The following is an 18,858-nucleotide window of genomic DNA, read 5'->3' as shown; positions in this document are numbered from 1 at the left end:
CCCGCCGCCTTCCGCTTCAACACGCTACCGAGCGAGCGCGTGGATGACCCTGATCAGTTCGGGGTCGGCTTGGCTTCGGCCGCGCCGTCGGCGGCGGGATCAGCCGCATCAACCGGCGGCGTGGCCGGGGTGTCGACCTGACCGTCAGTCGGATTGACGACCGGCGACGAGGACGTGGTGGTCGTCATCGCGGCGGGCTGGCCGTTCGGCGCGGTCGGGGCCGGCGTCGCTTCAGCATCCGGCGTCGCCTCAGCGGCCGGAGCGGCGGCTTGGGCGGGCGCGGCGGCCTCTTCATCGCCCATGGCGGCCATGGAATTCGCCGGGTTCAGGACCTTGTCGATCGGGAAAATGGCGCCGTTCGAGGCGTCCAATTCTGCGCTGACCACGGTCGCGCCGTCAGCCTTGATGGCCGAACCGGTGCCGTCCAGCAGGACCTGGCTCTCGGCGGCCGTCTCTACGCCGCCCTTCTTGCCCATGATCTGGTCGGGCGTCACGTCGGCGACGATGACGTGATACAGCAGCAGCTGGCGCAGTTCGGCGGCGTTTGCCGGGTCCATCAGACGGGTACGCTCGGCCTCGGGCACGGCGGCGAAGGCGGCGTCGGTCGGGGCGAAGATCGAGATGGCCGGGCGGCTGGCCAGGGTGTCGGTCAGCTGGGCGGCGTCCAGCGCGGCCAGCAAAGTGGTGAACTGACCGCTGGCCTTCAGCTTGTCGACGACGGTTTCGCCGGCGACGGGCGTGGTCGCCTCTGCAGTCGTGGTCGTGGTCGCGGCGGCCTCAGCCGTCGGAGCCGGCGTCTGCGGCGTGGCTGGCATGGCCGGATCGGTTTGCGGCATGGTCGCCGGGGCGGGCGTCGTCGTGGTCGCCGGGGCGGTCATGTCCTGAGCGAATGCGGGGGCGGCCATCAGGCTGACGACGGCGGTAGCGGCAAGCAGTTTTGCACGAAGCATGGCGATTTCCTTTTTCCTGTTTGAGGATCGCCACGGGGGAGACGGCGACCCGTTCCAGACATCGGAACTGCCGACTCAAATCAGAACGCCGTGATCTGGTTCCGAGATTTCGAAACAATGCGTAACGTTTGTGATGAACTGGGCGAGACCTGGGCGAAATCGCCGGTTTTGCAGTCTGATGGCCGGTATTCGGCCACAAAGCTTTAGCGTTGCTGTACGGACAGCTGCGTTGCTTTGACCCAGGCCTTGGGATGTGCGGCGGACAATGCGCGCGAAGCAGATTGGGCCGCGTCGTCGCTGGGATACAAACCGAACACCGTCGCGCCTGAGCCGGACATTCGCGTCAGGGCGATCTGGTCCGTCACCGCCACCGCCGACAGGGCCGCGTCGATCGCCGGCGTCAGGGACAGTGCAGGCGCTTCAAGATCGTTGCGCTGGGCCGACAGCCATTTGATGACAGCGGCGATTGACCAGTCCTGGGGCGGCGTGGGTCTGTCGGCGGCCTGCACCGGCCCTTGATCATAGGCGCGATAGACGGCGCCGGTCGGCGATGGGACGCCGGGATTGAACAGCACGGTCGGCAGCGGCGGCAGTCGGGGTTCGTCGGTCAGCACGTCTCCCCTCCCCTCGGCCCAGGCCGTGCGCATCCGCAGACACATCGGCCCGTCCGCGCCGACGACGCCCGCAACCGCCTCAAGCGCGTGGTCGTCGAGATCGAGCGCAAGGACGTCGCGCGCCAGCTTCAGCGCCGCGCCCGCATCGGACGATCCGCCACCCAGCCCCGCCGCGATGGGCAGGCGCTTGTCCAGCGTGACCTTCAGTTTCGGCTCTCCGATGCCGCAGGCCTCGCCCAGCTGACGCAGCCCGCGCAAGATCAGATTGTCGTCCGTCGCCCCCAGTCCAGCGCCGAAAGGACCTGTGATAGTCAACAACAAGCGATCCGCCGGCTCGACCGACACGCGATCCCCGACATCGGCGAAGGCGACCAGGCTGGACAGCGGATGATAGCCGTCAGCGTCCACCGCGCCGACGTGTAGGAACAAATTGATCTTGGCCGGCGCCAAGGCGGTCAGGGCAGGCATGACCTATTGCGCGACGCCCTGAGCGCTCGGCGCGCTGTCCAGCCCATTGGCGATCTTGCGTTCGACCTCGGCCCGACGTTCGGGTTCGGGCTCCAGCACCAGGACGCGGTTCCACAGCCAGACGGCTTCGCGTTGACGGCCGACCTTCCAGTAGGCGTCGCCAAGGTGATCGTTGATCTCGGCGTTGGACGGCTCCTTGTCGACAGCCTCTTCCAGCGTGTTGACGGCGGTTTCGTACTGGCCCTGTTTGAACTGCGCCCAGCCCAGCGAATCCTGGATGTTGCCGTTGTCGGGCTCCAACGCATGGGCGCGGGCGATCATCTCGGCGCCTTCCTGAACCCGCAGCCCCTTATCGACCCAAAGATAGCCGAGGTAGTTCAGCATATCGGCGTCGTTCGGCGCGGTCTGAAGCGCGGCCCACAGTTCGGCCTCGGCCTCGGGAACACGACCCAGCGCCTCATAGGCGGCGCCGCGCAGGAAGTGAACGCTGGCGCCCTGATCGGCGGTGTTCAGAAGCGGCCCGTCCAGCAACGCAAGCGCCTCGTCATGCTGTTTCAGCTGCATCAGCTGACCGGCCAAGACCAAGGCGATCTGCCGATCGTCTGGGCTGGCGGCGGCGGCGCGGCGCAGCTCGGTGAGCGCGTCCTGCGACTGGCCGTCCTCTTCCAGCGCCACGGCCAGCTGAGCGCGGGCGGCGGCGTAGAGCTGCGGATCGGCGGTCCCGACCCGCGACAGGGCGTTGCGGGCGGCGGATTTCAGACCGGCGCGGGAGAGCACCTGGGCCAGCTGATATTCCGTCTCGTCATCGTCGTGCAGGTTCTGGGCGAGGCGCAGATAGACGGCAGCGAACTCGTTGCCGCGCTCGGCCGAAGCCTGGGCGGCGGCGGTAATCAGGCCTTGGGCGGCGCCTTCGCGGAAGTCGGGCAAGGCGGGCGGGCGGCCGCCGTCCTTCAGCCGTTGCAGCGCGCGCGCCACCCCCGGATCCACGGGTTGCACCGCCATGGCGGCTTCATACAGGGCGACGGCGTCGTCGCGGCGACCGCGCCGTTCCAGAAACTCGCCATAGGGGCGTTTGAACAGGGCGCCGACGCCGGCGACTTCGGAAGCGGTCTTTAGCTCGACCTCGGCCTCGGCATAATCGCGGCGCTTCTCCAGCAGGGCGGCGCGATTCATGCGGGCGAAGGCCAGGGTCAGGGGATCGCCGGCGGTCGGGACCGGCTGAAGCGCCCGGGTCCAGTCGTCCGCCGCCGCCGCGATCCACGGCGCGACCAACAGGCCGGCGCGGGCGTGCGGGGTGCCGATGGGCTGACGGGCCAGTTCGGCGTTCGGCGTCCTGGCGTCGCCGCGCACGAAGTCCTGGACCAGACGCACCAGCCGCCCACCCTCCACAAACGCGGGAGACGCGGTCGCATCGGTCGGGGCCAGGGCGGCCGCCACATCCAGATCGCCGGTCAGCAGTGCGGAGGTGAAGGCCTGTTCGCGCACGCGCGGCTGTTCCGGCGTCAGTCGTTCCGCCTGGGCCAGATAGTCCGAGCCGGTCGCCCCCTCGCCCTGCATCAGGGCCAGCTTGCCCGCCAGATACAGACCATAGGCGCTGCGGCCCTCGGCGTTCGTCGGGATCGGCGCCCAGACGGCCGGGATCGCCGGCGTTGCGGGCGTGTCGGTGATGATGATGTGAGGATCGGACGCGGCCTCGGTCGGCGCCTGAGCCGGTGCAGCCTGACCCGGCGCCGTCTGGCCCGGCTCCAAGATGACGGCCGGCGGATGGGTGTCCGGCGTCGGGGCGGGCGGGGTCGTTTCCTGAGCCGAGGCGTGGCCGGCAAGCGCCACGGCGAGGACGGTCAGGGAGGCGGCGAACAGGCGAGAACGGGAGGCGATCATGCCCGGACCCTTCACGCTTTTGCAGCGGCGGGCAAGGGCGGAACGCCGCCCCTGTCCCGTTCCGTCACATGTTCGGATAGTTGGGACCGCCGCCGCCCTCGGGCGTGGTCCAGACGATGTTCTGCGACGGATCCTTGATGTCGCAGGTTTTGCAGTGAACGCAGTTCTGGGCGTTGATGACGAAGCGGGGATCGGCCTTGGCCGCCTCGTCGCCATAGACGACCTCGTACACGCCGGCCGGGCAGTAAAGCCGCGCCGGCTCGCCGTATTTGGGCAGGTTGACGCGGATCGGTATCGACGGATCCAGCAGCTTCAGGTGGGCCGGCTGGTCCTCGGCATGGTTGGTGTTGGAGATGAACACCGAAGACAGCTTGTCGAACGACAGCTTGCCGTCCGGCTTCGGATAGGCGATCGCCTTGTGGTCGGCGGCCAGGCCGGTCGAGGCGGCGTCGGTCTTTTCGTGCTTCAGCGTCGGGATCGGCGACAGGCCGCCCAAGAGGGTGCGGCACCACATGTCGAACATGCCCAGCGCGCCGCCCAGCGTCGTGCCGAACTTGGACAGCAGGGGCTTGGCGTTCCTTACGACCGACAGCTCTTTATAGACCCAGCTCTTTTCGAAGGCGGTCTGGTATTCGACCAGTTCGTCGCCCGCGCGCCCGGCCTGAACGGCCTCGTAAGCGGCGTCGGCGGCCAGCATGCCGGTCTTCATGGCATTGTGGCTGCCCTTGATGCGGGGCACGTTCACGAAGCCGGCCGAACAGCCGATCAGCACGCCGCCGGGGAAGCTCAGCTTCGGGATCGACTGCAAGCCGCCCTCGGTGATGGCGCGCGCGCCGTAGGAGATGCGTGTTCCGCCTTCCAGGTGCTGAGCGATCTCAGGGTGGTGTTTGAAGCGCTGGAACTCGTCGAACGGCGACAGGAACGGGTTCTTGTAGTTCAGGTGAACCACATAGCCGACGGCCACGTAGCGATCGCCGAAGTGATACAGGAAGCTGCCGCCGCCGGTGTGTTCGTCCAGCGGCCAGCCGGTCGTGTGCTGGGCCAGGCCGGGCTGGTGCTTGTCGGCCGGCACCTGCCACAACTCCTTGAGGCCGATGCCGTACTTCTGGGGCGACTTGCCGTCCTGAAGCTTGTGCTTGGCGATGATGGTCTTGGCCAGGGAGCCGCGCACGCCCTCGGCGATGAAAACATATTTGCCGTGCAGTTCGATGCCAGGCTGGAAATCGCCGGTCGGCTTGCCTTCGCGGTCGATGCCGAAGACCCCGGCGACGACGCCCTTCACCTGACCCATCTCTTCTTCCCAGACGACGTGGCTGGCGGCCATGCCGGGATAGACCTCGACGCCCAGCGCCTCGGCCTGCTCGCCCAGCCAGCGCGTGACGTTGCCCAGCGAGGCGATGTAGCAGCCGTGATTGTGCATGAAGGGCGGCATCAGCGGCATGGGCAGCGACGCCGACCCCTGCGGGCCCAGCAGCAGGAACTTGTCCTTGGTGACCGGCGTCTCCAGCGGCGCGCCGCGTTCCTTCCAGTCGGGGAACAGTTCGTTCAGCGCCTTGGGATCGATGACCGCGCCCGACAGGATATGACCGCCGACCTCGGCCGCCTTTTCCAGAACGGCGACGGTGATCTCCTTACCGTCCTTTTCCGCGCGCTGCTTCAGGCGGATGGCCGCCGACAGGCCGGCGGGGCCGCCGCCGACGATCACGACGTCATATTCCATGATCTCGCGCTCGACGCCGTTCAGCGCCTCCAGCGGCGGCAGATTGTCGATGATGGCGTCCTGACGGGCGTTCTCCGCGCCGCCTTCGATGGCGTCTTCGGCCATGGTTTCCCCTGAATCCCGGTTATCTGTGTGGTTATGCCGCTTATCGGAAGGTGACGCGAGGGCGGTCAAGGCTTATCGGTGGTTCGAGACATGAACGCGCAACCCCATGACATCGCTGCAGTCGAAAGCCTGCTCGCCTTCTGGCGGGATGCGGGGGTCGACGCCTGCTATGGCGATGCGCCCGTCGATCACACCCACATCGCCCCGCCGCCGGCCGTCAAGGCGGTGCAGAGGGCGACGGCCTCGGTCGTCATGCCCCTGGCCGGCGTCAACGCCGATGACGCCCTCGCCGAGGCGCGGCGGCTGGCCGCCGGCGCCGCGACGCTTCAGGACCTGGCGGCGGCGGTCGCGGCGTTCGAGGGCTGTCCGCTGCGCGGCATGGGCGCGACGCAATCGGTGTTCGGACGCGGCAACCCCAACGCCTCGGTCCTGATTATCGGCGAAGGACCCGGCGCGGAAGAGGACCGAGCGGGGCAACCCTTCGTCGGCAAGGCCGGGCAGTTGCTGGACCGGATGCTGGCGGCGGCAGGCCTGACTGACAAGGTGTTCATCACCAACACGGTCTTCTGGCGTCCGCCCGGCAACCGCACCCCCAGCCCGCAGGAACAGGCGGTATGCGCGCCCTTCGTCGAGCGCGCCTTCGCCCTGCTTAAGCCCAGAGCCGTGCTGCTGCTGGGCGCAGCCTCGGCAAAGTCGGTGCTCGGCGCCGAGGAAGGCATCATGAAGCTGCGCGGCAACTGGAAGGAATGGCGCCTGCTGGAAGGGGCGGTGTCGGCGCCCGTCATGCCGACCCTGCATCCCGCCTTTCTGCTGCGTCAGCCACAAGCGAAACGACAGGTCTGGAGCGACCTGCTTTCGCTGGCCGTTCGCCTTGAAACGGACTCGGTTGAAGAACAAGGCTAATCGCGGCATGTTCGCATGCTGACGACCGATCGCCATACACGCGCCTGTCTCTTACGCGCGTCGCCAACGAGGGGGCCGCCGCTTATGTTTCTGTTCCGCCGCGCGATCCTCGCGTCGACGCTTGTCCTTGCGTTCTGCGCCGCCACGACGGCCGCGACCGCCGAGACGCCCTACGGGTCAACCGCCGAGGCCAGTGCCGGTTCCGGACGTCCCACCGCGCTGAGCTCGGCCGACAGAATCTCCTACACCACCGCCTTCGACGCCCTGCGCCGCGGCGACATCGAGACGGCCCGCATGGCGGCCCGTCAGGCGCAGGACCGCGTGCTGCTGGGTCAGGTCGAGTTCGAGAGCCTGTTCCATCCCGATCATGTCGCCACCTACGAAGAGCTGACGGCTTGGCTTGAGACCTATTCGGATCTGCCGTGCGCGGACCGCGTCTATACGCTGGCGCTGCGTCGTCGCCCCGACGGCGCGCCCGAGCCGGTGCGTCCCGGCGGTGTGCTGGGTCGCACCTGGAACAGTCTGGTCAGCGCCGTGTCCGGCGACGGCGGCGTGACCGATCCGGCCAAGGCGGCGCGCGTCGCCTACAACAACGACGACCTGACCGGCGCCTCGGCCCTGGGGCGCCAGATCGGCGACTGGTGGACGGTCGGCCTGGCGGAATGGCGTCTGGGCCAGTTCCACGAATCCTTCGCCGCCTTCGAACGCGTCGCCAACGATCCGACCGAGGACGCCTGGGTCCGCGCCGGCGCCGCCTTCTGGACCGCGCGCGCCGCCGCCCAGTCCGGTCGCCAGGATCGCGTCACCGACTATCTGCGCCTGTCGGCTCAGTGGCCGGCCACCTTCTATGGCCAGATCGCCCTGCGTCAGCTGGGAGAAGAGCCGACGATCGAGAACATGGGGCCCCGCCCCTACGAGGCCGAGCCACGCCTGCGCCGCGCGGCCTATGTGCCCCAGAGCGCCGCCGTCGAACCGACCGCCCTGGAAGCCTTCGTCCAAGCCGATGCCCGCGCCAAACGCACCGTCGCCTTCTATGAGGTCGGGCGGAACGCCGATGCCGAGACCGAGCTGCGGTCCGGGCTGCGCACCGCCGTCGGCGATGCGGCCAAGATGTGGACCGCCCTGGCGCGCGCCATTCTGCCGGTCAACAACGGCGACGCCACGCGCATCGATGCGACCCGCTATCCGATGCCGGACCTGGCGCCCGAAGGCGGCTTCGTCATCGAGCGGGCGCTGGTCTATGCCCTGGCGCGCAAGGAGACCGACTTCAATCCGAACGCCCGTTCCAGCGTCGGCGCCTATGGGCTGATGCAGGTCATGCCGACGACGGCGGCCGAGATGACCGGCGATCGCACCTTCGTCTCGGACCCGACCAAGCTGCTGGTTCCGGCGGTCAACATGCGTCTGGGCCAGGCCTACATCAACAAGATGCTGGCCCTGCCGGCCTTCCAGGGCGATCTGCTGCGGGCCGTGGCCTCCTACAACGCCGGGCCTGGGCCGATGCTGGCGGCGGTCAGGAAGTTGGGCGCGGACGCCGATCCCCTGCTGCTGATCGAGACGATCGACGTGCCCCAGGCGCGCGACTACGTCGAAAAGGTCATGGCCAGCTACTGGATCTATCAGCGCTTGTTCGGCGGCCCGCTGAAGACGCTGGACGCCGTCGCGTCGGGCGCGCGCGCCGTGCCGATGGCGCTGGATTACGTCGCCCCGCCTCCGCAGGCCGAGCCGGTTCTGATCGCCGAGACCACGCCCATCGCCGGCGCGCGCTGACCTCCTAGACGACCGCGAACAGCAGGCTGGCCCAAAACGCCGCCCCGACCAGGGCCGCAAGCCCATAGGCAATGACCGGATTGAGGCCGCGCGCAGCGGCTTGGGTCGGAGGGCTGGGCAGGATCGGGCTCGTCATCCCCATCGAGATAACAGCGTCCGCTTAATGCTGCGTCAGCCGGGATGGTTGTCGCGCGTTAAGCCCAGCGCGTCGGCTTCCCACTCACTGAAGTGGGGATGGGCCAGTAAGGTCTCGGCATAGGCCCGGGCCGTGCCGTCGTCTCCATGGGCTGAGAGGTCGAGCTGGAAATGGCGGATGCGGGCGGCGACCGGCGTGAAGAAGGCGTCTGGCACGGACCAGTCGCCGAACAGATACGGCCCGCCCGCGCCAAACCGCTCACGTAGGCTCCGCCACAGTTCGACGATGCGGCGCAGATCCTTGGCCAGTCCCGGATGGTCCGGTGCGGGCGCCCGGCTGGGGCCGACCATCCAGTGATCCGGGCCGGTCGAACAGGCCGTGCGCAAGGCGGTGAAGCCGCCGTGCATCTCGCACGCCGCCGAACGCGCCAGCCAGCGCGCATGGGCGTCCGACGGCCAGAGGCGGGCTTGCGGATAGCGTTCGGCCGCCCAGACGGCGATGGCCATCGAATCCCAGATCACCTCGCCTTCGACCTTCAACACCGGGACGAGACCGGACGGCGAATGCTCGCGGATGCGCTGATCGGTGTCGGGCTGGTTCAGCGGCACGAGGATTTCGTCAAAGGTCGCACCGCAATGTTTCAGAACCAGCCACGGCCTCAGCGACCACGTCGAATAGGCTTTGTCGCCGATCACCAGTTCCATCACGCGTCTCCTGTCGCCGCCATCAATGGCTCGCCGCCAGCTTCAGCACAACCAGGCCCGATGCGACCAGGGCGACGCCCGCGATCCTGAGCGGCGTCAGCGGCTCGCCCAGAAAGACCGCGCCCACCACAACGGCGCCGACCGCGCCAATGCCGGTCCAGATGGCGTAGGCCGTGCCCAGCGGCAGGGTCTTCATCGCCAGCGACAGCAGACCGAACGAACCGATCATGACGACGATCATGCCCACGGTCGGCCACGGTCGCGTGAAGCCGGCCGACGCCTTCATCAGAAACGCCCAGACGACTTCGAGCAGGCCGGCGAAAACAAGGAATATCCAGGCCATGACATTCTCCCTGCATGGCGTCGGGTCGTCCCGGCGTTGGTCCAATGTGGGGGAGGTCGTCCTCCTGAAAGCGCGCTGAATCAGGGACAACGGCCGGCAAAGTCAACCGCGCCGTCCCGCAAACCTTGACTCCGCGCCCCCCACGACCGACACGACCCGCCCATGATCACGCGCTACTCCCGCCCCGTCGCCGCCGCCATCTGGTCCCAGGAAACCAAGTACAAGATCTGGTTCGAGATCGAGGCCCACGCCGCCACCAAGATGGCCGAACTGGGCGTGATCCCCAAGGAATCGGCCGACGCCATCTGGGCCAAAGGCAAGGATGCGACCTTCGACGCCGACCGCATCGACGAGATCGAACGCACCACCAAACACGACGTGATCGCCTTCCTGACGCACGTCGCCGAGATCGTCGGCGAGGAAGCGCGTTTCCTGCACCAGGGCATGACCTCTTCGGACGTGCTGGACACCTGTTTCGCGGTTCAGCTGGCGCGGTCTTCGGACCTGCTGATCGAGGGCGTCGATCGAGTTCTGGCCGCGCTGGAGACCCGCGCCAAGGAGCATAAATACACCCCGACCGTGGGCCGTTCGCACGGCATTCACGCCGAACCCGTCACCTTCGGCCTGAAGCTGGCCGGCTATCACGCCGAGTTCCAGCGCGCCAAACGCCGCCTGATCACCGCCAAGGAAGAGATCGCCACCTGCGCCATTTCGGGCGCCGTCGGCACCTTCGCCAATGTCGATCCGGCGGTCGAACAATATGTCGCCGACCAGATGGGCCTCACCGTCGAACCCGTCTCGACCCAGGTCATCCCGCGCGACCGCCACGCCGCCTTCTTCGCCGCCCTGGGCGTCGTCGCCAGCTCGGTCGAACGTCTCGCCGTCGAGATCCGCCACCTGCAACGCACCGAAGTCCTCGAAGCCGAGGAGTTCTTCGACAAGGGTCAGAAGGGCTCGTCGGCCATGCCGCACAAGCGCAACCCGATTCTGACCGAGAACCTGACCGGCCTGGCCCGTCTGGTCCGCTCGGCCGTGACGCCGGCCATGGAAAACGTCGCCCTGTGGCATGAGCGGGACATCAGCCACTCCTCGGTCGAGCGTGGCATCGGCCCTGACGCGACCATCCACCTGGACTTCGCCCTGCACCGGCTGGCGAATGTGGTCGAGCGGCTGAACGTCTACCCAGAGAATATGCAGAAGAACATCGACCGCCTGGGCGGTCTGGTGCACTCGCAGCGGGTGATGCTGGCCCTGACCCAGGCCGGCGTGTCGCGCGAAGACGCCTATGCCGCCGTTCAGGAGAACGCCATGAAGGTCTGGCGCGGCGAGGGCGCCTTCCTGGATTTCCTGAAGGCCGACGACCGCGTCACCCTGCCGGCCGACCAGCTCGAGGCCCTGTTCGACCTCGGCTACCATACCAAGAACGTGGACGTGGTGTTCAAGCGGGTGTTCAATGAGGCATGATCGCCGCGCTGCTCGCTCTGTTCATTCAGGCCAACACGCCTGAGATCAGCTACATCGGCTGGTCGGTGTATGCACCTACCGCTCTGCTGTCTGATGACGCCCGGGCTGAAGTCTGCCTGCGGCGTCACAAGGGTTCGCGCTCGATCAAGACAGACATGCGATGCGTGGTGAGTGCGGGCAGGCAGTTGGGCGGCTGCGACTTGACTGACGACCGTCATATGAGCGTGCGCGATCTGGAAACTCTGCGCTGTATCGCCCAAACACAATCGGCTCCATCCGCATCTTCAGTCGGCAGGACGATGGTCGTGACAATCACGGTCAACGCGCGTTGAACAGGGTAATCCGGCTTAATCCCCGGCTCGATCCCCGCGACTATGCGGCGGCCTATGAGCGCGACGGCATGGTGCAGGTGCCCGATCTGCTGGATGAGGCGAGCGCCGAATGGCTGGAGCTTGCGCTCGAACACGACACGTCTTGGCATCTGTCTTTGAAAACGTCGGAAGGCGGCAAGCTGCTGTCGCCGCAAGACATGCAGGCCATGGGCCGCGATGCGATCGGGGCCCAGATACAGCGCGCGCTGGCGGAGGGTCGCGACGGCTTCTCCTTCATCTATCTGGCCTATCCGATCATCACGACCTTGCTGACTGGCAAGGACGAAGGCCATGCGACGCACGCCCTGGTGCAGTTTTTCAACGACACGCCCTTCACCACATTCGCCAAGGCCGTGACCGGCGAAGCGAGCGTGACCAAGATCGACGCGCAAGCCACCTGGTTCCGGCCCGGCGACTTCTTGACCCAGCACGACGACACAGGTGTCGGCGAGCGGCGCGCAGCCTATACGCTGGGTCTGTCGCGCGATTGGCGGCCGGATTGGGGCGGCCAGTTGCTGTTTCACGACGCAAACGGCGATATCGAACGCGGCTTCAAGCCGGGTTTCAACGTCTGGACGGTGTTCAGGACACCCCGCCAGCACTCTGTGGCACCAGTCGCCGCTTACGCAGGCGGCAAGCGCCGCTCGATCACCGGCTGGCTGCGCGACGACCCGCCGGTCAAGTGACGGACCATACGGGCGGTCGCAGGCTGGGGTTCGCACCCGTCGTCGATGCGGAAACCCGATTGTTGATCCTGGGCAGCCTGCCCGGCGACGCCTCGCTGAAGGCGGCCCAGTACTACGCCCATCCGCGCAACGCCTTTTGGCCGCTGATCAGCGGGATGCTGGGTGAAGACTTGGCGGTCCTGCCGTACGAGCAGCGGCTGGATCGATTGAAGGCGCGCGGCGTGGGCCTGTGGGATGTGATTGCGTCGGCGGAAAGGTCGGGCAGTCTGGATGCCGCGATCCGCTCGCCGGAGGCGGCTGATCTGCGCGGCCTGATCGGCAGCTTGCCGCAGCTGAGAGCGGTCGCCTTCAACGGCAAGCTGGCGGCCAAGTTGGGACGGCGCATTATCGGCGACGTCGCAGGGGTTGGCCTTATCGACCTGCCTTCATCCAGCCCGGCTCATGCGATTCCACTGGCAGGCAAGGCGAAGATCTGGAATTCGTTGACTGATCTGATCGAACGATAGTTCTCTTGCTGCAAAGCAGCATAGAAATGCGCGCGAAAACTGAATGGTGAAGCTGCGATGTCTTGTCGCGCGGCATGCATCCATTGTGCGGTGTCGCGCGTAACGTTCCCGTTACCGCCTTGAGAGCGGCCCAAAGGGAACGAAACACATGACCAAACTTCGCAATCTTATGCTCGTCGCCGTCTCCGGCGGCGCGCTGATGGCGCTCGGCGCCTGCGGCAACAACGAGCCGGCCGCCACGACGCCGGCGGAATCGACCGCCATGGCTCCGGCCGACGGCGCCGCCATGGCCCCCGCGACCGACCCGATGGTGGGCGGCGCTGCCATGAGCCCGAACGAGACTATCGTCGCTAACGCCTCCAAAGCCTCCAATCTGACCACCCTGGTCGCCGCCGTGAAGGCCGCCGGCCTTGTCGACACCCTGCAGGGCGCGGGTCCGTTCACGGTCTTCGCCCCTGACAATGCCGCATTCGAGAAGATCCCCGAGGCGACGCGCACCAGCCTGATGCAGCCGGCGATGAAGGCTGATCTGACCAAGATCCTGACCTACCACGTGGTCGCCGGTCGTCTCACGGCCGCCGATATCGCAGCCCAGGCCGAGGCCAACGGCGGCACCGCCACGCTGAAGACGGTTCAGGGTGAAGAACTGAAGGTTTCGGCCGGCCCGAACAACACCTGGGTCATCACCGACGCCAAGGGCGGCAAGTCCACGATCACCCAGGCCGACGTGGGCCAATCGAACGGCGTCGTCCACGTCGTCGACACGGTTCTGATGCCGTAAAAAATATTTGGTTTCGGGCGGCGACGCCTGAAACCAAATCTCGGCCCTGGTGTTCTTCAGGGGCGCGAGACGCACAGTACGCCGGGTGAGACATCCCCCCAACGTCCCCGGCAAGAAGAAAGGGCCGCACTTTCCCCCGGGTGCGGCCCTTTCGAATTCTCAGATCAGTCCAAAGACCGAGGCGATTACTCGCCGGCGCGGATCTGCTCGCGGGCGATCGAGGCCAGTTCGTCGATCTTGGAGCGAATCTCGCCCTCCGACACCGACAGGCCCGAGGCCTTGAAGTCGCCGGCGACCTTGCGGAACACGTCCTCGTCTCCCGGCTGCTCGAAATCGGCGCGCACCACGGCGGCGGCGTACTGGTCCGCGCTTTCGCTCGACAGGCCCATCTTTTCCGCAGCCCAAAGGCCCAGCATCCGGTTGCGCCGGGCGATGGCCTTGAACTCCTGCTCCTGATCGAGGGCGTATTTGGCTTCGAAGGCCTTTTCCCGATCGTCGAAGGTCGTCATTTCGCTCAGCAAAGCTCCGTCCACCCCGCTAACGTCGGGGCAAGCGCCGTCTATAGACCGCCCGCCCGCGAACGCAACCTGACTTCCGTCGCATGGACATCCTGTCCCCAATGAATGCGCCGCAGGCCATCTCATTTGTATAGAGGGCCGCCTTCGGCTAAGGAGACCGCGAACGAGATTGACTGCCCGAACGATTCCGAAACGCGCCGCCAGGACCGGGTCTTCCCCCTCCACATATGGCCGCGCGATTTTTGTTTCTGGAGGGCGCCCGTAAGCCGGGACCGGACCATGAACAGCAAGCGCAAGAAGATCTACGAAGGCAAGGCCAAGATCCTGTACGAAGGACCCGAGCCCGGCACCCTGATCCAGTATTTCAAGGACGACGCTACCGCCTTCAACGCGCAGAAGAAGGCCGTTCTCGAAGGCAAGGGCGTGGTGAACAACCAGATCAGCGAGTTCATCATGTCGCGCCTGAACGGCATCGGCGTGACCAACCACTTCATCAAGCGTCTGAACCTGCGCGAGCAGCTGATCCGCGAAGTCGAGATCATTCCGCTCGAGGTCGTGTGCCGCAACATCGTCGCCGGCTCGATGAGCCAGCGCCTGGGCATCGAGGAAGGCACGCCCCTGCCCCGCTCGATCATCGAATTCTACTACAAGAAGGATGAGCTCAACGACCCGATGGTCACCGAAGAGCACATCACCGCCTTCAACTGGGCCTCGACCCAGGAGCTGGACGACATGCTGGCGATGACGGTGCGGGTGAACGACTATCTTTCCGGCATGTTCAGCGCCGTCGGCATCACCCTGGTGGACTTCAAGATCGAGTTCGGCCGGGTGTGGGAAAACGACTTCAGCCGCGTCCTGCTGGCCGACGAGATCAGCCCCGACAGCTGCCGCCTGTGGGACGCCTCGACCGGCGAGAAGCTGGACAAGGATCGCTTCCGCCGCGACCTGGGCAATGTGATTGAAAGCTATACCGAAGTCGCGCGTCGCCTGGGCATCATGAAGGGTATGCCGACGGTGATCCAGGGAGGACTGCACTGATGGCCAAGGTAAAAGTTCACGTCTTCCTCAAGCCCGGCGTCTTGGACGTTCAGGGCAAGGCCGTCGAAGGCGCATTGCAGGGTCTGGGTTGGTCGGGCGTCTCCAATGCCCGCGTCGGCAAGCTGATCGAGTTCGACCTCGCCGGCGCCGAAGACCCGCAAGGGGAAGCCAAGAAGATGTGCGAGCAGCTGCTCGCCAATACGGTGATCGAAAGCTACCGCATCGAGGCGGCGTAAACTCTGCTGTCTCCTTTCTCATGTCGCGGGAAGGAGACGGTTGCATCCTTCGGCATCCACGCCAGTTTAGCAAACGGCTTGATTGACGGAGCGCCCATGACCTTCATCCTTACCTCCACCGATATCCAGGACGGCGGCGTGCTGCCGGATGCTCAGGTTCACGCCAAGGGCAACCAATCGCCCCAACTGGGTTGGTCAGGCGCGCCGGAGGGGACCAAAAGCTATGCGATCACCTGCTTTGATCCCGATGCGCCGACCGGCTCGGGCTTCTGGCACTGGACGGTGGCCAATATTCCGGCGGATGTGACAGAGCTGCCGGCCGGCGCCGGCTCGCCGGGCGGGCATCTGCCCCACAGCGCCATCCAGGGCCGCACCGACTATGGTCAGCCCGGCTTCGGCGGCGCCGCCCCGCCCCCCGGCCATGGCCCGCACCGTTACATCTTCACCGTCTTTGCGGTGGATGTCGAAAGCCTGGACGTCACGGCCGACAACTCCGGCGCCGTATTCGGCTTCAACCTGCACTTCCACACCCTGGCCAAGGCGTCGATCACCGCCACCTACGAAAACAAAGCGTGATCGTTGCAGGGCGGCGTGGCCCTTGTGGCGTCATGAACGCTGATTAGTTTGCAGCGCAACATGACCGACGCCGCCCTTGACACCCGCCTTCCCGTCCGCTCGCGCGGGGCGGTCGCCCTCGTGCTGATCGCCCTGGCCATGGGCGGGTTCGCGATCGGCGTGACCGAGTTCGCGGCCATGAGCATCCTGCCGGACTTCGCCGCCGGGCTTGGCGTCGATGCGCCGACCGCCGGCCATGTCATCAGCGCCTATGCCGCCGGCGTCGTGGTCGGCGCGCCGATCCTAGCGGTCCTAGGCGCACGCTACCCACGCTGGCTGCTGTTGATCGCCTTCATGGCCCTGTTCGCCATCGGCAATGTGGCCAGCGCCCTGGCCCCAACCTACCATTGGATGCTGGTCTTTCGCTTCCTCAGCGGCTTGCCGCACGGGGCCTATTTCGGCGTGGCGGCCCTGGTCGCGGCCTCCATCGTGCCGCTGCATTTCCGCACCCGTGCAGTATCGACCATCCTGATGGGGCTGACGGTCGGCACCGTTTTGGGCGTGCCCGTCGTCAACATCATCAGCCATGCCCACGGCTGGCGCTGGACCTTCGCCATCGTCGGCGTGCTGGCGGTGATCACCATGGCCCTGGTCGCCCTGTTCGCCCCGCGCGATCCGGCCCACCCTGACGCCAGCCCCTGGCGCGAACTGGGCGCGTTGAAGCGCAGCCAGGTCTGGCTGACGCTGGGCGTGGGCGCCATCGGTTTTGGCGGGATGTTCGCGGTTTACGCCTATCTGGCCTCGACGCTTGAGGCGGTGACGGGCGCCGGCCCCGGCGTGCTGCCGTGGGTTTTCGCCGTATTCGGGGTCGGCATGTTCCTGGGCAATATCCTGGGGGCCTGGGCGGCGGATCATCTCGGGTTCAAGGCGGCGGGCGGCCTGTTGCTCTGGAGCGCAGCGGCGCTGGCGCTTTATCCGCTCGCGGCGCCTCACCTGTGGGCCGTGATGGTCGTGGTCTTCCTGATCGGCGGCGGAGGCGGCCTGGGTTCGATCCTCCAGACGCGGCTGATGGACGTCGCCGGCGACGCCCAGACCCTGGCGGCGGCGCTCAATCATTCGGCGTTCAACACGGCCAACGCCATCGGCCCGCTGCTCGGCGGGATGGCGATCGCGGCCGGCTATGGCTGGGCCTCGACCGGCTGGGTCGGCATGGGCCTGTCCTTGGGCGGCTTCGTCATCTTCCTGATCGCCTGGCTGACCGGTCGGGCGCGCGCGACGGCCTGACAAGGCCAAAGAACCCTGCTAAAGGCCCGCGCCATGAGCGCAGCCGTCATCGTCTTCCCCGGTTCCAACTGTGATCGCGACTGCAAGGTCGCCGTCGAACGCTCCACCGGCGAGCCGGTCTCCATGGTGTGGCACGCCGAGACCGAACTGCCCCAAGGCCTGGACCTGATCGTCATTCCCGGCGGCTTCTCCTACGGCGACTATCTGCGATGCGGCGCCATGGCGGCCCAGTCGCCGGTGATGCAGGCGGTCAAGAAGGCGGCGGACGACGGCGTCGCCGTGGTTGGCATCTGCAATGGCTTCCAGATCCTGTGCGAGGCCGGAATGCTGCCCGGCGCCCTGCTGCGCAACAAGGGTCTGAAATACGTCTGCAAGCCGATCGCCCTGACCGTCGCCAACGGCCAGACCCGCTTCACCGCCGGCTATCAGGGCCAGCGCGAAGTGACGATGACCCAGGGCAACGGCGACGGAAACTTCTTCGCCGACGCCGAGACCCTGGCCCGGATCGAGGGCGAGGGGCAGGTCGTCTTCCGCTACGTCGACGACCCGAACGGCTCGGTCAACGATATCGCCGGCATCCAGAACGCGCGCGGCAACGTCCTGGGCATGATGCCCCACCCGGATCGAGCCTTCGAAGCCGAACTCGGCTCCGCCGACGGCGCAACTTTGTTCCAGAGCATCTACGCGGCCGCTTGACGGCAATCGCAAGTTGGTGCGCATTGAGCGTATGCGAAGCCTTCTTTTACTTTCCGCCTATCTTGTGGCGGTCGCCACCACCACCCCTGCCTTCGCGCAGGAGATCACGCCCCAGAGTGAAGACTGGACTCTCACTTCTGCCCCTGAACGCAAGGCGGTGCTGGCCACGATCGACTTCACCTCAGGTCTGACGATCGCAGCACGTTGCGTTGATAATGCGTACGACGTGCTGATCACCGGATTGCCTGAGGCCACGAGAGGGTCAACGTCGCGGGAACTCGGGATCCAGGCCGGCGATCAAGAACAGCCCTACACATCCGTGTGGACTGTAGGCACGCAACGCAGCATGGCGTTCAGTCGCCTCCCTGCCGTGGTCGCCCGCGATTTGGCGAAAGGCGGCAAGCTGCAGGTTATCGTGCCTGGAAACAACGGCGGGCCGCGCACGCGTTATGTGATGGAGCTTGATCCGTCGAGCACTGCTATCGAACAAACCTTGACGGCTTGTGGCCGGCCGATGGTTGATCCGCGCGAAACCCGAGCAGCCGAAGTTGACGGCAATGGTCAAGACGGACTGCCGAATACAGTTCAGTGGCAAACAATGCCACGACCCACCTTCCCAAATCCCGTCAGGGACAGATCTCCGCTCGAGGGCTACGTTGTGCTCTCTTGCGTCGTCACCGCCTCGGGCCAGTTGACCGAGTGTCAGCCTGAAAGCGAGCAGCCAGCAGGATATGATTTGTGGAAGGCGGTTGAGCGGTCGTTGCCGCGAGCACGGCTCAAGCTATCGGATGAAGCGTCGGCAGCTCGTTTGACATTGGCTGACCGGATGGTTCGCTTCTCAGTCAACTTCAAGGTTGAGCCCTAGAACCGGTCAGGCGTCCTTGATTTGAGAGCGCCCGTCGGACAGGTCATCAGCCTGATCGTCTTCCGTCTCTTCATCATCGAACGCCTTTTCGCCGGCTTCGCGCTGGGCGGCCAGTTCGCGGGCGCCGACACCAAGACCTTGTTCGATGGCGCGGTTGGCGGCGACTTCGTCTTCGAGCGAGGGCTGAGTATTGTCGATATCGGCCATCATGGGCTCCCTTGAGTATGGACTGCCCCTGACAACCACGTGGTCGGGCCGATTGTT

The 18,858-nt window shown here is 66.3% G+C and carries 22 protein-coding genes; 13 read left to right on the top strand and 9 right to left on the bottom strand.

All coding sequences use genetic code 11. The annotated features are described in order from the left end of the window. Nucleotides 1-53: 53 nt before the first annotated feature. The 4 genes from A4249_RS00960 to A4249_RS00945 form a co-directional block, all read right to left on the bottom strand. Entirely contained in the window at nucleotides 54-950 is an 897-nt protein-coding gene (locus tag A4249_RS00960; protein WP_066550049.1) for a fasciclin domain-containing protein, read from the bottom strand. A gap of 203 nt (nucleotides 951-1,153) precedes the next feature. Next, nucleotides 1,154-2,032 (bottom strand): 4-(cytidine 5'-diphospho)-2-C-methyl-D-erythritol kinase, encoded by an 879-nt coding sequence (locus tag A4249_RS00955; protein ID WP_066550046.1) that lies wholly within the window; start codon nucleotides 2,030-2,032, stop codon nucleotides 1,154-1,156. A gap of 3 nt (nucleotides 2,033-2,035) precedes the next feature. After that, on the bottom strand, nucleotides 2,036-3,913 hold the full coding sequence (locus A4249_RS00950) for a tetratricopeptide repeat protein (RefSeq protein ID WP_082853996.1): 1,878 nt from the start codon (nucleotides 3,911-3,913) through the stop codon (nucleotides 2,036-2,038). A gap of 64 nt (nucleotides 3,914-3,977) precedes the next feature. Beyond that, the gene (locus tag A4249_RS00945; RefSeq protein ID WP_156494734.1) at nucleotides 3,978-5,633 is read right to left on the bottom strand and encodes an electron transfer flavoprotein-ubiquinone oxidoreductase; all 1,656 of its coding nucleotides are present in this window, start codon (nucleotides 5,631-5,633) and stop codon (nucleotides 3,978-3,980) included. 195 nt (nucleotides 5,634-5,828) lie between these two features. Between A4249_RS00945 and A4249_RS00940 the strand changes: the two genes are divergently transcribed. Both A4249_RS00940 and A4249_RS00935 read left to right on the top strand, forming a co-directional pair. Further along, nucleotides 5,829-6,641, top strand: a complete 813-nt coding sequence (locus A4249_RS00940) for a uracil-DNA glycosylase (protein WP_066550041.1) — start codon at nucleotides 5,829-5,831, stop codon at nucleotides 6,639-6,641. An 84-nt stretch (nucleotides 6,642-6,725) separates the two neighbouring features. After that, the gene (locus A4249_RS00935; RefSeq protein ID WP_066550039.1) at nucleotides 6,726-8,411 is read left to right on the top strand and encodes a lytic transglycosylase domain-containing protein; all 1,686 of its coding nucleotides are present in this window, start codon (nucleotides 6,726-6,728) and stop codon (nucleotides 8,409-8,411) included. Nucleotides 8,412-8,415: 4 nt separating this feature from the next. Here the strand turns inward: A4249_RS00935 and A4249_RS17015 are convergent, their stop codons facing one another. Genes A4249_RS17015 through A4249_RS00925 form a run of 3 tightly spaced genes read right to left on the bottom strand, consistent with a single transcriptional unit; the run spans nucleotide 8,416 to nucleotide 9,594 of the window. Next, nucleotides 8,416-8,547 (bottom strand): hypothetical protein, encoded by a 132-nt coding sequence (locus A4249_RS17015; RefSeq protein ID WP_257722452.1) that lies wholly within the window; start codon nucleotides 8,545-8,547, stop codon nucleotides 8,416-8,418. A gap of 35 nt (nucleotides 8,548-8,582) precedes the next feature. Next, nucleotides 8,583-9,251 (bottom strand): glutathione S-transferase family protein, encoded by a 669-nt coding sequence (locus tag A4249_RS00930; RefSeq protein WP_066550036.1) that lies wholly within the window; start codon nucleotides 9,249-9,251, stop codon nucleotides 8,583-8,585. A gap of 22 nt (nucleotides 9,252-9,273) precedes the next feature. After that, nucleotides 9,274-9,594, bottom strand: coding sequence for a DMT family transporter (locus A4249_RS00925; protein WP_066550022.1), 321 nt, complete (start codon nucleotides 9,592-9,594; stop codon nucleotides 9,274-9,276). 162 nt (nucleotides 9,595-9,756) lie between these two features. Between A4249_RS00925 and purB the strand changes: the two genes are divergently transcribed. From purB to A4249_RS00900, 5 genes are all read left to right on the top strand, one after another. After that, entirely contained in the window at nucleotides 9,757-11,058 is a 1,302-nt protein-coding gene (gene purB / locus A4249_RS00920; protein WP_055805957.1) for an adenylosuccinate lyase, read from the top strand. After that, on the top strand, nucleotides 11,055-11,390 hold the full coding sequence (locus A4249_RS00915) for a hypothetical protein (RefSeq protein WP_066550020.1): 336 nt from the start codon (nucleotides 11,055-11,057) through the stop codon (nucleotides 11,388-11,390). Before purB ends, A4249_RS00915 begins: the two co-directional genes overlap by 4 nt. Next, complete coding sequence (locus A4249_RS00910) at nucleotides 11,387-12,115, top strand: 2OG-Fe(II) oxygenase (RefSeq protein WP_066550018.1); 729 nt, start codon at nucleotides 11,387-11,389, stop codon at nucleotides 12,113-12,115. Before A4249_RS00915 ends, A4249_RS00910 begins: the two co-directional genes overlap by 4 nt. Continuing rightward, nucleotides 12,112-12,621, top strand: a complete 510-nt coding sequence (locus A4249_RS00905; RefSeq protein WP_197458426.1) for a DNA-deoxyinosine glycosylase — start codon at nucleotides 12,112-12,114, stop codon at nucleotides 12,619-12,621. The genes A4249_RS00910 and A4249_RS00905 overlap by 4 nt, the downstream gene beginning before the upstream one ends. 148 nt (nucleotides 12,622-12,769) lie before the next feature. Continuing rightward, the gene (locus A4249_RS00900) at nucleotides 12,770-13,402 is read left to right on the top strand and encodes a fasciclin domain-containing protein (RefSeq protein WP_055752966.1); all 633 of its coding nucleotides are present in this window, start codon (nucleotides 12,770-12,772) and stop codon (nucleotides 13,400-13,402) included. 185 nt (nucleotides 13,403-13,587) lie between these two features. On the opposite strand, the gene A4249_RS00895 is transcribed toward A4249_RS00900, so the two are convergent. Continuing rightward, nucleotides 13,588-13,911: a DUF1476 domain-containing protein gene (locus tag A4249_RS00895; RefSeq protein WP_039244540.1), complete on the bottom strand. Its 324-nt coding sequence runs from the start codon at nucleotides 13,909-13,911 to the stop codon at nucleotides 13,588-13,590. A 288-nt stretch (nucleotides 13,912-14,199) separates the two neighbouring features. Between A4249_RS00895 and purC the strand changes: the two genes are divergently transcribed. The 6 genes from purC to A4249_RS00865 all read left to right on the top strand — a co-directional run bounded on the left by purC (nucleotide 14,200) and on the right by A4249_RS00865 (nucleotide 18,594). Further along, the gene (gene purC, locus A4249_RS00890) at nucleotides 14,200-14,958 is read left to right on the top strand and encodes a phosphoribosylaminoimidazolesuccinocarboxamide synthase (RefSeq protein ID WP_055752965.1); all 759 of its coding nucleotides are present in this window, start codon (nucleotides 14,200-14,202) and stop codon (nucleotides 14,956-14,958) included. Then, on the top strand, nucleotides 14,958-15,194 hold the full coding sequence (purS, locus tag A4249_RS00885; RefSeq protein WP_066550016.1) for a phosphoribosylformylglycinamidine synthase subunit PurS: 237 nt from the start codon (nucleotides 14,958-14,960) through the stop codon (nucleotides 15,192-15,194). Before purC ends, purS begins: the two co-directional genes overlap by 1 nt. Before the next feature lie 96 nt (nucleotides 15,195-15,290). After that, on the top strand, nucleotides 15,291-15,770 hold the full coding sequence (locus A4249_RS00880) for a YbhB/YbcL family Raf kinase inhibitor-like protein (RefSeq protein ID WP_066550013.1): 480 nt from the start codon (nucleotides 15,291-15,293) through the stop codon (nucleotides 15,768-15,770). A gap of 60 nt (nucleotides 15,771-15,830) precedes the next feature. Then, nucleotides 15,831-17,033, top strand: coding sequence for an MFS transporter (locus tag A4249_RS00875; protein WP_066554589.1), 1,203 nt, complete (start codon nucleotides 15,831-15,833; stop codon nucleotides 17,031-17,033). Nucleotides 17,034-17,066: 33 nt separating this feature from the next. Further along, nucleotides 17,067-17,729, top strand: coding sequence for a phosphoribosylformylglycinamidine synthase subunit PurQ (gene purQ, locus A4249_RS00870; RefSeq protein ID WP_066550011.1), 663 nt, complete (start codon nucleotides 17,067-17,069; stop codon nucleotides 17,727-17,729). Between the two features lie 13 nt (nucleotides 17,730-17,742). Then, on the top strand, nucleotides 17,743-18,594 hold the full coding sequence (locus tag A4249_RS00865; protein ID WP_231868743.1) for a hypothetical protein: 852 nt from the start codon (nucleotides 17,743-17,745) through the stop codon (nucleotides 18,592-18,594). A gap of 6 nt (nucleotides 18,595-18,600) precedes the next feature. Here the strand turns inward: A4249_RS00865 and A4249_RS00860 are convergent, their stop codons facing one another. Beyond that, the gene (locus A4249_RS00860) at nucleotides 18,601-18,804 is read right to left on the bottom strand and encodes a hypothetical protein (protein ID WP_197458425.1); all 204 of its coding nucleotides are present in this window, start codon (nucleotides 18,802-18,804) and stop codon (nucleotides 18,601-18,603) included. Between the last annotated feature and the right edge of the window lie 54 nt (nucleotides 18,805-18,858).

Source organism: Brevundimonas sp. GW460-12-10-14-LB2, from assembly GCF_001636925.1.
Lineage (GTDB): Bacteria > Pseudomonadota > Alphaproteobacteria > Caulobacterales > Caulobacteraceae > Brevundimonas > Brevundimonas vesicularis.
The sequence above is the reverse complement of the archived record's forward strand: the minus strand, read 5'-3'. Positions and strand labels throughout refer to the sequence as shown.